At 65.5% G+C, this 15435-nt stretch carries 19 protein-coding genes; 17 read left to right on the top strand and 2 right to left on the bottom strand.

From position 1 onward, the window contains the following. The first annotated feature begins 5 nt into the window (after positions 1 to 5). From ctaD to E6O51_RS19575, 5 genes are all read left to right on the top strand, one after another. Entirely contained in the window at positions 6 to 1589 is a 1584-nt protein-coding gene (gene ctaD, locus E6O51_RS19590; RefSeq protein ID WP_136386709.1) for a cytochrome c oxidase subunit I, read from the top strand. 9 nt (positions 1590 to 1598) lie between these two features. Further along, positions 1599 to 1724: a cytochrome oxidase small assembly protein gene (locus E6O51_RS22120; protein WP_211091471.1), complete on the top strand. Its 126-nt coding sequence runs from the start codon at positions 1599 to 1601 to the stop codon at positions 1722 to 1724. Beyond that, the gene (locus E6O51_RS19585; RefSeq protein ID WP_136386708.1) at positions 1721 to 2290 is read left to right on the top strand and encodes a cytochrome c oxidase assembly protein; all 570 of its coding nucleotides are present in this window, start codon (positions 1721 to 1723) and stop codon (positions 2288 to 2290) included. Before E6O51_RS22120 ends, E6O51_RS19585 begins: the two co-directional genes overlap by 4 nt. Then, complete coding sequence (locus E6O51_RS19580; RefSeq protein WP_330997925.1) at positions 2287 to 2490, top strand: DUF2970 domain-containing protein; 204 nt, start codon at positions 2287 to 2289, stop codon at positions 2488 to 2490. The genes E6O51_RS19585 and E6O51_RS19580 overlap by 4 nt, the downstream gene beginning before the upstream one ends. 137 nt (positions 2491 to 2627) lie before the next feature. After that, positions 2628 to 3479 (top strand): cytochrome c oxidase subunit 3, encoded by an 852-nt coding sequence (locus E6O51_RS19575; protein ID WP_136386707.1) that lies wholly within the window; start codon positions 2628 to 2630, stop codon positions 3477 to 3479. Between the two features lie 4 nt (positions 3480 to 3483). On the opposite strand, the gene E6O51_RS19570 is transcribed toward E6O51_RS19575, so the two are convergent. Then, the gene (locus tag E6O51_RS19570; protein WP_136386706.1) at positions 3484 to 3675 is read right to left on the bottom strand and encodes a twin transmembrane helix small protein; all 192 of its coding nucleotides are present in this window, start codon (positions 3673 to 3675) and stop codon (positions 3484 to 3486) included. On the opposite strand from E6O51_RS19570, the gene E6O51_RS19565 reads away from it, so the two are divergent. Genes E6O51_RS19565 through E6O51_RS19535 form a run of 7 tightly spaced genes read left to right on the top strand, consistent with a single transcriptional unit; the run spans position 3674 to position 8284 of the window. Further along, a complete protein-coding gene (locus E6O51_RS19565; RefSeq protein WP_136386705.1) occupies positions 3674 to 4408 on the top strand; it encodes an SURF1 family protein in 735 nt (244 codons plus the stop codon). The genes E6O51_RS19570 and E6O51_RS19565 overlap by 2 nt on opposite strands. Then, positions 4386 to 5018 (top strand): hypothetical protein, encoded by a 633-nt coding sequence (locus E6O51_RS19560; protein ID WP_230976861.1) that lies wholly within the window; start codon positions 4386 to 4388, stop codon positions 5016 to 5018. Before E6O51_RS19565 ends, E6O51_RS19560 begins: the two co-directional genes overlap by 23 nt. A gap of 3 nt (positions 5019 to 5021) precedes the next feature. Then, positions 5022 to 6074: a COX15/CtaA family protein gene (locus tag E6O51_RS19555; RefSeq protein WP_136386704.1), complete on the top strand. Its 1053-nt coding sequence runs from the start codon at positions 5022 to 5024 to the stop codon at positions 6072 to 6074. A 4-nt stretch (positions 6075 to 6078) separates the two neighbouring features. Further along, entirely contained in the window at positions 6079 to 6978 is a 900-nt protein-coding gene (gene cyoE, locus E6O51_RS19550) for a heme o synthase (protein ID WP_136386703.1), read from the top strand. A 34-nt stretch (positions 6979 to 7012) separates the two neighbouring features. Further along, positions 7013 to 7612: an SCO family protein gene (locus E6O51_RS19545; RefSeq protein ID WP_136386702.1), complete on the top strand. Its 600-nt coding sequence runs from the start codon at positions 7013 to 7015 to the stop codon at positions 7610 to 7612. 55 nt (positions 7613 to 7667) lie between these two features. Continuing rightward, positions 7668 to 7901 (top strand): type II toxin-antitoxin system Phd/YefM family antitoxin, encoded by a 234-nt coding sequence (locus tag E6O51_RS19540; RefSeq protein WP_136386701.1) that lies wholly within the window; start codon positions 7668 to 7670, stop codon positions 7899 to 7901. Continuing rightward, positions 7898 to 8284 carry a type II toxin-antitoxin system VapC family toxin gene (locus E6O51_RS19535; RefSeq protein WP_136386700.1) on the top strand — a complete coding sequence of 129 codons (387 nt, stop codon included), beginning with the start codon at positions 7898 to 7900 and terminating at the stop codon, positions 8282 to 8284. Before E6O51_RS19540 ends, E6O51_RS19535 begins: the two co-directional genes overlap by 4 nt. Positions 8285 to 8357: 73 nt before the next feature. Here E6O51_RS19535 and rpoH read toward each other — a convergent pair whose 3' ends face one another. Continuing rightward, positions 8358 to 9209, bottom strand: a complete 852-nt coding sequence (rpoH, locus tag E6O51_RS19530) for an RNA polymerase sigma factor RpoH (protein ID WP_136386699.1) — start codon at positions 9207 to 9209, stop codon at positions 8358 to 8360. Positions 9210 to 10141: 932 nt separating this feature from the next. Here rpoH and E6O51_RS22420 point away from each other — a divergent pair. From E6O51_RS22420 to E6O51_RS19500, 5 genes are all read left to right on the top strand, one after another. Beyond that, positions 10142 to 10594, top strand: coding sequence for a pilin (locus tag E6O51_RS22420; protein WP_136386698.1), 453 nt, complete (start codon positions 10142 to 10144; stop codon positions 10592 to 10594). 68 nt (positions 10595 to 10662) lie between these two features. Next, entirely contained in the window at positions 10663 to 12465 is a 1803-nt protein-coding gene (locus E6O51_RS19515; RefSeq protein ID WP_168735346.1) for a hypothetical protein, read from the top strand. A 28-nt stretch (positions 12466 to 12493) separates the two neighbouring features. Then, positions 12494 to 13366, top strand: a complete 873-nt coding sequence (locus E6O51_RS19510; protein WP_230976860.1) for a glycosyltransferase family 2 protein — start codon at positions 12494 to 12496, stop codon at positions 13364 to 13366. Beyond that, the gene (locus E6O51_RS19505; RefSeq protein ID WP_211091470.1) at positions 13363 to 14499 is read left to right on the top strand and encodes a glycosyltransferase family 4 protein; all 1137 of its coding nucleotides are present in this window, start codon (positions 13363 to 13365) and stop codon (positions 14497 to 14499) included. The genes E6O51_RS19510 and E6O51_RS19505 overlap by 4 nt, the downstream gene beginning before the upstream one ends. Then, on the top strand, positions 14489 to 15415 hold the full coding sequence (locus tag E6O51_RS19500; RefSeq protein WP_168735345.1) for an NAD-dependent epimerase/dehydratase family protein: 927 nt from the start codon (positions 14489 to 14491) through the stop codon (positions 15413 to 15415). The genes E6O51_RS19505 and E6O51_RS19500 overlap by 11 nt, the downstream gene beginning before the upstream one ends. Positions 15416 to 15435 lie beyond the last annotated feature (20 nt).

The following is a 15435-nucleotide window of genomic DNA, read 5'->3' as shown; positions in this document are numbered from 1 at the left end:
TCAGCATGTCGGCCGTCATCCCGGACCACCTGCACGACCACCACCATCCCGCCCCCGGCGGGCTGATGCGCTGGATCACCACCACCAACCACAAGGACATCGGCACGATGTACCTGGTGTTCAGCTTCATCATGTTCCTGTCCGGGGGCGTGATGGCGCTGACGATACGGGCGGAACTGTTCCAGCCCGGCCTGCAGGTGGTGCAGCCGGAGTTCTTCAACCAGCTCACCACCATGCACGGCCTGGTGATGGTGTTCGGCGCCATCATGCCGGCCTTCGTCGGCTTCGCGAACTGGCAGATCCCGCTGATGATCGGCGCCAGCGACATGGCCTTCGCGCGCATGAACAACTGGAGTTTCTGGCTGCTGCCGCCGGCCGCCATGCTGCTGATCGGCTCCTTCTTCGTGCCCGGCGGAGCCACCGCGGCCGGGTGGACCCTGTACGCGCCGCTCTCGGTACAGATGGGCATGGGCATGGACCTGGCGATCTTCGCCGTGCACATCATGGGCATCAGCTCCATCATGGGCGCGATCAACATCGTCGTGACCATCCTCAACATGCGCGCGCCCGGCATGACGATGATGAAGATGCCGCTGTTCTGCTGGACCTGGCTCATCACCGCCTACCTCCTGATCGCGGTGATGCCGGTGCTGGCCGGCGCGGTGACCATGATCCTCACCGACCGCCACTTCGGCACCAGCTTCTTCAACGCCGCGGGCGGCGGCGACCCGGTGATGTTCCAGCACATCTTCTGGTTCTTCGGCCACCCGGAGGTGTACATCATGATCCTCCCGGCCTTCGGCATCGTCAGCCAGATCATCCCGGCCTTCGCACGGAAGCCCCTGTTCGGCTACGCCTCCATGGTGTACGCCACCGCGTCCATCGCCATCCTGTCCTTCGTCGTCTGGGCGCACCACATGTTCACTACCGGCATGCCGGTGGCCGGGCAGTTGTTCTTCATGTACGCGACGATGCTCATCGCCGTGCCCACCGGGGTGAAGGTGTTCAACTGGGTGGCCACCATGTGGCGCGGCGCGCTCTCCTTCGAGCCGCCCATGCTGTGGGCGACCGGCTTCATCTTCGTGTTCACCATGGGCGGCTTCACTGGCCTGATCTGCGCCATCGCGCCCATCGACATCCAGGTGCAGGACACCTACTACGTGGTGGCCCACTTCCACTACGTGCTGGTGGCCGGCTCCCTGTTCGCCCTCTTCGCCGGCGCCTACTACTGGCTGCCCAAGTGGACCGGGGTCATGCCCAGCGAGACCCTGGGCCGGCTGCACTTCTGGTGCTCCATCGTGTTCTTCAACATCACCTTCTTCCCCATGCACTTCCTGGGCCTCGCAGGCATGCCGCGGCGCATACCAGACTACGCGCTGCAGTTCGCCGACTTCAACGCCATGGCCTCGGTGGGCGCCTTCGGCTTCGGCCTGTCGCAACTGATCTTCATCGCGGTGGCGGTGCGCTGCGCGCGCGGCATCGGCCAGCGCGCCACCGCGCGGCCGTGGGACGGCGCCGAGGGACTGGAATGGACCGTGCCCTCCCCCGCTCCGCACCACACTTTCGAGACCGCCCCGGTCCTGCGCTAGAGGCACGCCATGGCCCATCCGACCAACCCGGCAGACAAGCGCGCGGCCAATGTCCGCACCGGCCTGCTGCTGGCCGCGCTGGCGCTGTTCTTCTTCGCCGTGGTCATCGTCAAGACGGGAGTACTCGGCCAATGAGCGCCCACGCCGCCGACAACCGCCGCCTGCTGGTCCGCCTGACGATCTCGGCGGTGGTCATGTTCGCCTTCGGCTTCGCGCTGGTGCCTTTCTACGAAAAGATCTGCGAGGTCACCGGCATCAATGACCTGCTCAAGCCCGATACGGCCGCCACCAACACCCAGGTGGACGAATCCCGCTGGGTCACCGTGCAGTTCGATTCCAACGTGCACGACCTGCCCTGGCGCTTCCGCCCCCAGCAGGCCGCGGTGCGCGTGCATCCGGGCGAACTGGTGCACGTGGCCTACGAGGTCGCCAACACGCGCGCCTATGCGGTGGCCGGCCAAGCCGTGCCGAGCTACGGGCCGCAACTGGCCGGACAGTATTTCCGCAAGCTGGACTGCTTCTGCTTCAGCCAGCAGACGCTGGAAGCCGGGGAGACACGCACCATGCCCGTGGTCTTCGTCATCGACCCCGGCCTGCCGGCCGAGGTGAACACCATCACGTTGTCCTACACCTTCTTCGAAGTGGCGGGCCGCCGCACCTCCGCCGCGGGCCGGCTGCCGGCCGGAGCGGACAGCACGTGAGCACCGGGCCGCGCCAGGCCGGCTTCTGGGCCACGATGAAGGCGGTGCTGTGGTCCTTCGCCGGCATCCGGCGGCGACGGGATTACAGCCAGGACGCGGAATCCCTCAACCCGCTGGCCGTGGTCGTGGCGGGCGTGCTGGGTGGGCTGGTCTTCGTGCTGGTGCTGGTGGCGGTGGTGAACTGGATCGTGCCGGGCTAGGCCCGGCCGGACGAACAAGAAGAGGGGGAGGAAGGGAGGGTCGGCGGGACGGACGGGCGGCAATCGGCCCGTCCGTCCCTCGCCTGCCCCATCCGGGGACGCAGGTCGCAACGAGCCGCAACACGGGAGACACGCAAATGACCGAGACACTGGAAAAGTACTTCGTCCCCGAACCGTCGAAGTACCCCATCTTCGGCTCCATCGCCCTGCTGATGTTCGGCAGCGGCGCGGTGATGTGGCTGCACGAGGTCGGCGCCGGCCCGTGGGTGTTCTTCCTCGGCGTCGCGGTGCTCATCTACATGCTGTTCGGCTGGTTCGGCCAGGTGGTGCGCGAGTCGGAAACCGGCAAGTACGGCCGCCAGGTGGACCGCTCCTTCCGCTGGTCCATGGGCTGGTTCATCTTCTCCGAGGTGATGTTCTTCGCCGCCTTCTTCGGCGCCCTGTTCTACGCCCGCGTGTTCTCCGTGCCGATGCTGGGCAGCGGCGACAACGAGGCGCTGCTGTGGCCGGGCTTCGCCGCCGCCTGGCCCACCGCCGGGCCGCAGCCGGCCGACGCGTTCACGCCCATGGGCGCGTGGGGCATTCCGGCGCTCAACACGCTGATCCTGCTCAGTTCCGGCGCCACCGTCACCTGGGCCCACTACGGCCTGCTCAAGGGCGCCCGCGGCCAGTTCAAGCTCGGCCTGCTGCTCACCGTCCTGCTGGGCGCAACCTTCCTCGGCTTCCAGATCTACGAATACCTGCACGCCTACGCCGACCTCAACCTGCGCCTGGACAGCGGCATCTACGGCTCCACCTTCTTCATGCTCACCGGCTTCCACGGCCTGCACGTGACCATAGGCGCCATCATGCTCACGGTGATGCTCGGCCGCGCCATCGCCGGGCATTTCACGCCCGAGCACCACTTCGCCTTCGAGGCTGCCGCCTGGTACTGGCACTTCGTGGACGTGGTGTGGCTGCTGCTTTTCGTCGTGGTGTACTGGCTGTAGGCACTTACAGCCTGTCCGTGATCAGGCCCGAGGCATAGCCCAGCATGAGCAGCGCGAACAGGGCGATCGACAGCCCCACCCGCAGCGCCAGCGCCCGCGCCGTGCGCACCCCGCCTTTGTCGCGCAGCAGGAAGCCCAGCGCCGACAACAGGCTGGCGACGATGGCCACCAGGAACAGCACGACGAGGATGCGCATGGCAGGTCTCCCGGATCGTTTCCGGCAGTGTAGCGTCGCCGCCGCGCCGCTGCTCGCAGGCTTGCTGGTGGTCGTCGTGACGGTACAGCTCGGCAACTGGCAGTTGCGCCGTGCGGCGGAGAAGACCGCATTGCAGCAGACCATCGCCGAGCGCAGCGCGCAACCGCCCGCCGTACTCGGCACCTCGCAGCCCGCCGAATGGGCTCCGCTGCAATTGCACGGCCAGTGGCATCCGCAGCACCTTTTCTACCTGGACAACCGCATCCACCAGGGCCGCGCCGGCTACCACGTGTTCGCCCCCTTCCTCGATGCCGCCAGCGGACGCTGGGTGATGGTGGCGCGCGGCTGGATCGCCGCCGATACGGACCGAAGCCGGCTGCCGGACGTGGCGATCGCCCCGGACAGCGTCGCCGTCACCGGCCAGGTCCGCCTGCCCGGCGAGAGCTACACGCTGGCCGACACCGAGACCGACGGCCGGCGCTGGCAGACGGTGGCTCTGCCTGCCTGGCGCGCAACCACCGGCCTGCCGCTGGAGAATTTCACCCTGCAGCAGACCAGCCCCGCGCCCGACGCCCTGGTGCGCGACTGGCCGCGGCCGGATGCGGGAATCGACCGCCATCGCGGCTACGCCCTGCAATGGTTCGCGATGGCCACACTCGCCGCCGCGCTGACCGCCTGGCAGGCGTGGCGACTCACAAGGAGAACGACTCATGAACAGCACCGCGTTCGATGACATCCTCGCCCCCTCCTCCGCGCCGTCCCCGGCCGAGCATGCGCGCGCCCGCCGCGCGCTGCTGCTGCTCGCCGCGGTCTGCGCCCTGCCGGTGCTCGCCTCCTACCTCGCCTACTACGTGTGGCAGCCGAGCGGGCGGGCGAACTACGGAGAGCTGATCGGCCCCTCCCCGCTGCCGCGCACCGCGCTGCCGCCGGCCGCGGACCAGCAACCCCTTGCCGCCGCCGACTTCGACGGCCTGTGGACCCTGCTCTACGCCGGCCCGGCGGAATGTGCCGCGGCCTGCGCCGAGGCGCTGCACACGCTGCGCCAAGTGCGGCTCGCCCAGGGCAAGGACAGCCGGCGCATTGGCCGCGTGTGGCTGCAGACCGGGGCCGGCAATGCTGCCACCCTGCCGGCCGAGGACGCGGACGGGCTGCGCATCGGCCGCCTGGAAGCCGGCACCGCACAGGCCTGGCTCGCCGCCCTGCCGGACGCGGCGAGCGGCGCCCACATCTACCTGATCGACCCGCTGGGCAACGCCATGATGCGCTTCCCACCCCGGGCGGACGCCGCGCGCATGGTCAAGGACCTGCAGCGCCTGCTCAAGTATTCCGCGCTGGGCCGATAGGACATGATCCTCTACCGCCGGCTGGCCCTCGCCGCCCTGCTGCTCACCGCTGTCGTCGTGGTGTTCGGCGCCTACGTGCGCCTGTCCGACGCCGGCCTGGGCTGCCCGGACTGGCCCGGCTGCTACGGCCGGCTCACCCCGGCCCACGCCGCGGACGACATCCGCGCCGCCCACGCCGCCGCCCCCCACGGCCCCGTGAGCCTGCCCAAGGCGTGGAAGGAGATGGCGCACCGCTACCTCGCCGCCGCCCTCGGCCTGCTGATCCTCGCCATCGCCGCCCTGGCGTGGCGGCTCCGCCATGAGTCGGGCGCCGCTCCACGCACCGCGCTGCTGCTGGTGGGCGTGGTCGTCTTTCAGGGCCTGCTCGGCAAATGGACCGTTACCCTGCTGCTCAAGCCGGCCATCGTCACCGCCCACCTGCTGGGCGGGCTCACCACGCTGGCCTTGCTGACCTGGCTGGCCCTGCGCGCCCACGGGGCACCCGCCGCGCCACAACCGGCCGTGCGCCCGCACGCACTGCGCATCGCCGCCGCAACCGGCCTCGCCCTGCTCGCCGCGCAGATCGCCCTCGGCGGCTGGACCAGCACGAATTACGCAGCCCTCGCCTGCACCGATTTCCCCGCCTGCCACGGCAGCTACTGGCCCGAGGCCGACTACGCCAACGCCTTCCACGTGGTGCGCGAACTGGGCATGACCGCGGACGGCGAACTGCTCCCGCTGGCCGCCCTGACCGCCATCCACTGGTCCCACCGCCTGGGTGCGCTGGTGGCCGGCGGCTTCCTGCTCGCGCTGGGCGCCGCCCTGGCGCGCCGCCCGGCCACCCGCCGCCACGGTGCCGCACTGCTCGCCGCGCTAGCGCTGCAGATCGGCCTCGGCATCGCCAACGTGCTGGCCAGCCTGCCGCTGCCGCTGGCCGTCGCCCACAACGCCGGCGCGGCCCTGTTGGTGGTGGCAATGGTGTGGATCAACCACCGCCTCGTATCCGTCCGCGCCATGTCCGGCGCCTTGCGCAACGCGGCCCCGGTCCGGCCGCTGCAGACCCCACAGGAGGCCTGACGCCATGAGAACCCTCGCCCTCGGCCACCATCTTTCCGCCCGCCGCCTGCACGCCTACTACGTGCTGACCAAGCCGCGGGTCAATACGCTGATCGTGTTCTGCGCCGTCATCGGCATGTTCCTCGCCATCCCCGACGGCCTGCCCGCACCGGCCACCGTGCTCGCCGCCACCCTGGGCATCGCCGCCGTGGCCGGCGCGGCGGCGGCAATCAACTGCCTCATCGAGCAGGGCATCGACGCCCGCATGGCGCGCACCCGGGGCCGGCCGCTGCCGCGCGGCGAACTAACCACCGGCGAGGTAGCCACGTTCTCCGCCGCGCTCGGCGGCAGCGGGCTGGCCATCCTCTACCTGTTGGTCAATCCGCTAACGATGGGGCTCACCCTCGCCACCTTCGTCGGCTACGCCGTCGTCTACACCATGCTGCTCAAGCCGCACACGCCGCAGAACATCGTCATCGGCGGCGCCTCCGGCGCCATGCCGCCGGTGCTGGGCTGGGCCGCAGCGACCGGCGAGGTGAGCGCCGACGCGCTGCTGCTCTTCCTCATCATCTTCGCCTGGACGCCGCCCCACTTCTGGGCGCTGGCCCTGTACCGCACCGCGGACTACGCCCGCGCCGGCCTGCCCATGCTGCCGGTGACCCACGGCGCGGAATTCACCCGCCTGTCGGTGCTGCTGTACACGCTGATCCTGTTCGGTGTGAGCCTGCTGCCCTTCGCCACGCGCATGAGCGGCTGGCTCTACCTGGCCGCCGCCGTGCTGCTGGGCGCGCGCTTCATCGGGTTTGCCTGGAAGCTGTACGTGGATTACAGTGACCCGCTCGCGCGGCGCACCTTCCGCTATTCCATCGTCTATCTGTCGGCGCTCTTCGCCGCGCTGCTCGCCGACCACTACCTGCCGATCTGAACCGGGGCCGGCGCCGGCCCTGCACCCCTTGCCGATGCCCGCCCTTCTCCGCCGCACCCTCACTGCGCTCGCCGCCGCCAGCCTCGCCCTGCTCGCCGCCTGCAGTGAACCACCGCCCGCCTTCCACGCCACCGACATCACCGGCGCCCCCTACGGCCGCCAGTTCGCCCTCACCGACCACCGCGGCCAACCGCGCACGCTGGAAGACTTCCGCGGCAAGGTGGTCACGCTGTTCTTCGGCTTCACCCAGTGCCCGGACGTCTGCCCCACCAGTCTGCTGACCATGGGCGAAGTCATGCGCCAGCTCGGCCCGGACGCCGAGCGCGTGCAGGCCCTCTTCGTCACCGTGGACCCGGAGCGCGACACCCAGGCGCTGCTCGCCGAATACGTGCCCACCTTCGACCCCCGCTTCCTCGGCCTGTACGGCGACCTCGCCCGCACCGCCGAAGTGGCGAAGGAATTCCGCATCTTCTACCGCAAGAGCGGCGACACCAGCGGCACGAGCTACACCATCGACCACTCCGCCGGCACCTACATCCTCGACCAGCAGGGCCGGCTGCGGCTGTACGTGAAGCACGGCGAGAACGCGGAGAACATCGCGGCGGACATCCGCCTGCTGCTGACGAGCAAGTAGTCCTGGCGTGCTAGACTTAGTCCGCCAGTTAGCCAAGCACTGTGAGGACAGGATCATGCCCCTTACCGTCAACGTCCACGAAGCCAAGACACACTTCTCCCGCCTGCTTGAACAAGCCCATGCGGGCCAGGAAATCATCCTGGCCAAAGCGGGTAAGCCTTATGCCCGCCTCGTGCCGCTGGCGCCGGCCCGGCCGCAGCGCCAGCCCGGCCGCCTGAAGGGCCGCATCGGCGACGCGTTTTTCGAGCCGCTTCCCGAAGACGAGATCAACGCCTGGGAACGGGGATGAACCTGCTCTTCGATACCCATGCCCTGCTGTGGTGGTTCACGGACGATCCACGCCTGTCCGCCGGGGCACGACGGGCGATCGCCGACGAATCCAACGCCGTCTTCGTCAGCGCCGCAAGCGCGTGGGAAATTGCCACCAAGCACCGCCTGGGCAAGCTGGATGAAGCCACCGAAGCCATCACCCGCTTCGGCGAACTCGTAGCTGCCGACGGCTTCGAGCACCTGCCCATCACCCACCTTCACGCCCAGAGAGCCGGTTCCTACCGGGTGGATCACCGCGATCCTTTCGACCGCATGCTTGCCGCACAAAGCGAACTGGACGGGCTTGCACTAGTAACCATCGACCCCGCCTTCAAGCTCTTCGGCACTGAGGTCGTCTGGTAATTGGAGAACTCCGGCCCCAAAAGACAAAGGCGGCCGCAGCCGCCTTTGTCTTTCATGGAACCGTATCTGCCGCTCACGCCACCGCGGCCAGCATCCCGCGCATCTTCTGCATCGCCTTTGCCTCGATCTGGCGGATGCGTTCGGCCGACACGCCATATTCCGCCGCCAGTTCGTGCAGCGTGGCCGTGTCGCCTTCGGCGAGCCAGCGGCGCTCCACAATGCGGCGGCTGCGCTCGTCCAGGCTGGCCAGCGCGCTCTTCAGGCCTTCGTCCTGCAGATGGGCCAGTTGCGCCTGTTCCAGCACCTCGGACGGCTCGGCGTGGGGGTCCGGCAGATAGGCGATGGGGGCGAAGTGCTCGTCCTCATCGTCGCCGTTGCCTTCCAGCGGCAGGTCGCGGCCGGTAAGGCGGGTTTCCATCTCCACCACCTCTTCCGGCTTCACCTTCAGTTGCGCGGCCACCGCCTCCACCTCGTCGGCGGAGAGCGTGCCGGTATCCTGCTTGAGGCTGCGCAGGTTGAAGAACAGCTTGCGTTGCGCCTTGGTGGTGGCGATCTTCACCAGGCGCCAGTTCTTCAGGATGTACTCGTGGATTTCCGCCTTGATCCAGTGGATCGCGAACGAAACCAAACGCACGCCCCGCGACGGATCGAAGCGCTTGACCGCCTTCATCAGGCCCACATTGCCTTCCTGGATCAGGTCCGCATGGGGCAGCCCGTAGCCCAGGTAACCGCGCGCAATCGCCACGACAAGGCGCAGGTGCGACATCACCAGCTTGCGCGCCGCGTCCAGGTCGCCTTCCTCGCGGTAGCGGGTCGCAAGATCCACTTCCTCCCGCTCGGACAGCATGGGGATACGATTGACCGACTGGATGTACTGGTCGATGCTGCCAGCGGCGAGAACGGGAAACGACAGGGCTTGGGTCATGTGCTTGTGTCCTCCTCGGAAGCAAGTTTAGCACTCGGGCGATGAGAGTGCTAAAGGGCGCCGAAAGTTCATGCCACGACCACGTAGCCCGGATGGAGCGCAGCGGAATCCGGGAGCGGCATCCGAATCCCTGCGACCGCCCCCGGATTCCACCTTCGGCTCTATCCGGGCTACATGGAACCGTCGACGGAACCGGCCTACACCACCGAACCGGGTAACACTCAAACGCATGGATCCGGGCGAGAATATCCCGGAAGTGACCGACCTTCAGGAGATCGACGCCATGCTCCCCGAACGCGTGGAGAAGTGGACCGAAAACTGGAAGCGGCAAGGCCTGCCGGAAGGCCGCAGGGAAGGCCTGTAACTCGGCCGTCAGGAGGGCCGCCAGGAAGGAAAAGCCGCAGCGCTCCTACGCCTGATCATCCGCCGCTTCGGCTCGCCAGACGAAGCTGTCCGCCACCCAGGAAGAGCTTGGACGTTGGCTGGACAACATCCTCGACGCCGGCACGCTTGAAGCCGTGTTTTGGAGCCGCCGCGAAGACTGACACGGCAAAACCCGCTCCCGGGGGCGGATCACCACCACCAGCCAGCCCCATACCGCCACGACAGCGTAGCCAGGATGGAGCGCCGCGCAATCCGGGAGCGTCATCCAAATCCTGCAACCATCCCCGGCTTCCGACCCTTCGGCAGGCTCAGGACAGGCCCTTCGGCCTGTATCCAGGCTACGCCGCTTCAGGAAACACCCACCTTCATGTCAACTTTTGACACTCCGGCCCACTCCTGCATGTGCGGCTGTCATGTGTTGACACCGCTTATCCCCTTAGCCGCATGAATCCAAGGGATTTCGAACCTGGCACGACTTCTGCATATACATCCGCCAAGCGGGGCAACCTCCGCCGCCCCGCGGAACCTTCCAAGCAAGGAGAACCACCATGAAGAAGATGCAACAAGGCTTCACCCTGATCGAACTGATGATCGTCGTGGCGATCATCGGCATCCTGGCCGCCGTTGCGCTGCCGGCTTACCAGGATTACACTGTCCGCGCCAAGGTTTCCGAGGCCGTCCTGGCCGCCTCTTCCGGCCGCACCGCCGTCGCGGAAGCGTATGCCAGCTTCGGTGAAATGAAGGCGACGCAAGAATCGATGGGCGTTCAGAACCTTGAGTCCAAATATGTCGCTTCCGTTGATTGGAACCAGATCGACGCAGACAACGGCGAAATCATCGTCACCACTGGTAGTGTAGATCTGCCGACCGCAGCACAGGCCAAGACGATCCGTCTGTTGGGTGCAGGCAATCAACAAACCGGGCAGGTGCAATGGTCCTGCGGCCCTGGTGCCACTGATGGGATCGACCCCAAGTATCTCCCCGGCTCTTGCAGGGATTAAGCGCTCACGCTCACAATGCAAGGCAGAACCCCCGGCACACGCCGGGGGTTTGTTTTTGGAGTTCTGCATTGGATCGTTACAGCAAGGCTTTTACGCTCATGGTCGGCCTCCTGGCCCTTGCCGTATATTGGCCTGGCATGCAGGGGCCGTTCCTATTCGACGACTACCCGAGTATCGTCAATAACATCGCCATCCACATCCACGACATAGGCTCCGCTTCACTTCTCGGCGCTCTCGAGGGACCGAAGGCCGGTCCGCTAGGGCGCCCAATCAGTGTTCTCAGCTTTGCCTTCAGCCACTACTTCCACGGCCTCGACCCGTTCGCCTTCAAGGCTACTAACCTGTTGTTGCACCTCTTCAACGGCGCCCTAGTCTTCCTGCTGTTGATCAGGCTTTGCGGACCATGGGATGCATCGCCTCGGCATCAGCCGTTTGCGACACTATTGACGGCCGCCATTACCGCCCTTTGGCTGCTCCACCCCATCAACGTGGTTCCGATCATCATGCCGGTCCAGCGTATGACGCTGCTAGCAGCCAGCTTCGGTCTGCTGACGATCATTGCTCACCTCCACTGGCTACGGTCTTCGGGAGCACGGTCCTACGCATGGCTCATTGCGGCCTGGCTCGTATGTTGGCCGCTCGCCATGCTGTCCAAGGAAACGGCACTCACGATACCCTTCATCGCCCTGGTCATCGGACTGACGACGAGTCGTGGGCGCAAGACTTCCATCACCACAGCCGCACTGCTCGTTGCTTCACTCGCGGCCGTGCTCGCTGCGGCGCTCATGCTCGGTACAGGTTGGCTCGAAAGGGCCTATGAGGCGCGTACCTTCACGTTGGAGCAGCGCATGCTGACCGAGGCGCGCGTACTGTGGTATTACGCCGCGCAGATTGTCTTCCCTCGCTTTGACCGGTTTGGCCTGTTCCTGGATGATTTTCCGCTCTCCAACGGGTTGCTGGACCCAACCACGACCCTTCTTTCCATCATAGGCTGGGTAGCGGCCATTACGGTGGCCATTGTGCTGCGCAAACGCATTCCACTGTTCTCGCTCGGCGTCGGCTGGTTCCTTGCGGGGCACCTGCTGGAATCAACCATCGTCCCACTGGAGATCGCTTTCGAGCACCGCAACTACCTGCCGTCGGTGGGCCTGCTGCTCGCTGCCGCCGGTTTGCTAGACATGCTACGCAAGGCCGTGCCGCCCTCCAGCTTCCGCCCGGTTGCTATGCTCCTTTTTGCCGGTCTATTTCTGTACTGCTCGGCGGTTACCTTCATGCGTAGCATGCATTTCTCAGATGGGCTGCGCTTCGCATTCATGGAAGTCCAGTATCATCCTAAGTCTCCTCGCGCGAATCTCGCCGCGGGCACAGCGCTGATGGACGCTGGCTACGGCGCAGGTGGTGACTTCGCTTCCCAAGCTATTGTTTACCATCTGCTGGAAGCGGCGAAGCTGGACCCCAGCCACAAGATCGCATACGTCTATCTTCTGGTGCTGTCCTGTGGCACGCAGAAACAACCGGACATGGAATGGATTGCAGAACTCGAAAGCCGGCTCAGGTACACACCGTATTCGCCCCAAGACAAAGGCTTGGCATCCCGGCTCGGCAAGCTTGCCATCAATCCGTCCCAATGCCTGGACCACGGTACCGTCCATCGCCTGTTCCTTGCCGGCGCAGACAGCGAACGTGCCCCGGCAGAGGTCAGGGCCAGTTTCCTGGAGCATCTGGGCGACTATTCGCTACTCGTGGAAGGTAACCTTGCACAATCCAGAGCCTTGCTACAGCGAGCTCTGACCCTTGCTCCGGGCAACGCCCAACTCCGACACAAACTCAATGGTCTCAATGGGTACGGACGAAACACAGAAGCTTCCTAGCACTGCACCATCTTCACGGGATACCCCGGTGGATGTCAGCATCGTCATCCCGGCCAGAAACGAGGCGGGTTCACTGGTCGGCTTGCTGCCAAAGCTGGTTTCGGCATGCCCCGGTGCCGAGGTGATCGTGGTAAACGACGGGTCGACCGACCACACGATCGAAGTATGTGCCAAGCACCCCGTAAGCATCGTTTCCCACCCGTATCCCAAAGGCAACGGGGCCGCTATCAAATCGGGCGCTCGGGCGGCGCGGGGACGAGTCATCATTTTCATGGACGCCGACGGGCAGCACGATCCGGACGACATCCCTCGTCTGCTCGCGAAGCTCGACGAGGGCTACGACATGGTAGTCGGCGCCCGCCAGCGGGGCTCCCAGGCCAACGTCGGGCGTGGCTTGGCAAACGGCGTCTACAACGGGCTCGCGACCTACATGACGAACCACCGCATTGAGGATCTGACCTCGGGCTTTCGCGCCGTACGCGCCGATCTGTTCCGAGAATTCCTCTACCTGCTTCCCAATGGTTTCTCTTACCCGACCACGATCACCATGGCCTTCTTCCGCGCCGGCTACGCGGTGGCCTACGAACCGATCCACGCGGCCCGCCGCCAAGGCACCAGCCATCTGCGCCCGCTCAAGGATGGCGTGCGTTTCCTGCTCATCATTTTCAAGATCGGCACCCTGTATGCACCACTCAAGCTGTTTGCCCCACTAGCACTGGCATTCTTCCTCATCGGAACCGGCTGGTACGGCTATACCTTTGCCACCATCGGCCGCTTTACCAACATGAGCGCCCTGATGCTGACCACGAGCTTCATCGTGTTCTCTATGGGTCTGATCTCGGAGCAGATCACGCAACTGATGTACCGACCCGACTCCTCGCGTCAGAGCGATCCCGGATGAGCATCACCGGGGCTCCGTTCAAGGTATTGATGGCGGCCACGTCTTATCCGTCCGACCCGTCAGACTGGAAAGGGCGGTTCATTCACGATTTGGCGGCGCGCCTGGACACCACGGGAAGAGTGCAACTCGATCTGTGGGCGCCACCGGGCGATCTGCCCGGTATGGTCAACAGTGCGAACAGCCCCGGCGACACCCGATGGCTACGCAGCCTGCTGGACAACGGCGGAATCGCACACCTTCTGCGCCGGCGGCCGGTTGCCGGCCTGTTGCGTGCGCGTGGCATCCTGGCACGCCTGCGCGCTGCCTGCGGTCGCACACCGGCTGACATCTACCACGTACACTGGATGCAGCTTGCCCTGGGGCTACCGCGCGATGGCAAGCCCGCTTACGTAAGCGTGCTCGGCAGCGATTTCGGACTGCTACGCCTTCCCGGTATGACATCCTTGCTGCGGCATGCATTCCGGGGCCGACCAACGCTTTTGGCACCCAACACGGGATGGATGTCCACCGAACTCCAAGCCCGCTTCGGTGATGTTGCCCGTATCGTGCCAAACCCATTCGGGGTCGATCCAGCGTGGTTCGAACTACAGCGTGCGCCAAGTGTGCCAAACAAATGGCTGGTAGTTTCGCGCATCACCCGCAACAAACTCGGAGACTTATTCGATTGGGGTGCAGGCCTTTTCGGTAACGGTCGCGACCTCGTGCTGCTCGGGCCGATGCAGGAAACGCTCGCCCTGCCCCCATGGATAGAGGCCAAGGGCGCGACGAATCCAGCCGAACTACGCGGGCAGTGGTTCCCCCAAGCGGCGGGGATGCTGACTTTAAGCCGGCACGACGAGGGGCGCCCACAGGTACTTATCGAAGCAATGGCTGCAGGGATGCCGGTAATCGCAAGCCGCATCGCCGCACATACCGACCTGATCCGCCACGGCGAAACGGGCTGGATCGTCGACAGCCAGAAAGAACTGTGCGAGGCGCTGCTCCAGGCTGAAGACGAGGAAACAGCGGCCCGTATAGGCGGGGCGGCAAGGGAATGGGTGCGCGAACGGATTGGCACATGGGAGGATTGGGCACGTCGTTGTGTCGACGGCTATGAAATGCTGCTGGAAAGAGCTGTCCCCCATGGCACCTAGGAAACCAATTCTGCTGATCGGCGGCACCGGCTTCTTCGGACTAGCGCTCGCCCGTGCACTCGCCGGCACCAGGAACGAGGTACACATCCTGTCGCGCACGGCGCAGCCCGGTATTCACAACGGCATCACATTCCATCGGGGCAGCCAAGACAACGCATCTATCGTAGAACCGTTGCTGGCACGCGCCGGCACAGTGATCCATCTGGCGTCTACCACCACGCCCGGCCTATCTGCCGGGCGTTCGTCCGTCGATGCGATAGAGAACCTGCTACCCGCAGCACGCCTCATGGAGATCATGGCGGCTCGCCCTCCGGAGCGGCTTTTTTTCGTATCGACTGGCGGGGCAATCTATGGCAACCCAGAATACCTCCCTGTCGATGAAACGCATCCGTCGCACCCCCTTTCGAGCCATGCGGCAGGGAAGGCGGCGCTTGAAGGTTTTTTCTCCTCCTTCGCCCACTGCGCTGGGATTCCCTTGACCATCCTGCGTCCATCGAACCTGTACGGACCGGGCCAGACGTTGCGGAACGGCTTCGGCCTAGTTCGAACGCTGCTCGACAAAGCCCGCCGTGGCAAGACATTCGAACTTTGGGGCGAAGACAGCACCGTGCGGGATTATCTTTTCATCGACGATGCAGTCGACGCCGTAATTGCATTACTGGGCAGCGCTCGGTGCGAGGGCACCTACAACCTTGGCGCGGGCATCGGCACCACGACCGACGAACTTCTCACCCTGATGAGCCACGTCACGCAATGCAGCCTAGAAGTAATCCGCAAACCGGCGCGGAAAGTCGACGTCCGCGCAGTGTATCTGGACTGCACCCGCCTAGAGAGGCTGACTGGATGGAAGCCGAAAATCGATCTCGAACAGGGAATTCGCCGAACATGGCAATGGCTCGTGACGTCCCCGACATGAAACTTCCCCTTGCTTTGCCG

This window comes from Pseudothauera rhizosphaerae, assembly GCF_004801305.1.
GTDB classification, from domain to species: Bacteria; Pseudomonadota; Gammaproteobacteria; order Burkholderiales; family Rhodocyclaceae; genus Pseudothauera; species Pseudothauera rhizosphaerae.
This window is presented reverse-complemented; position numbering and strand designations above follow the sequence as displayed.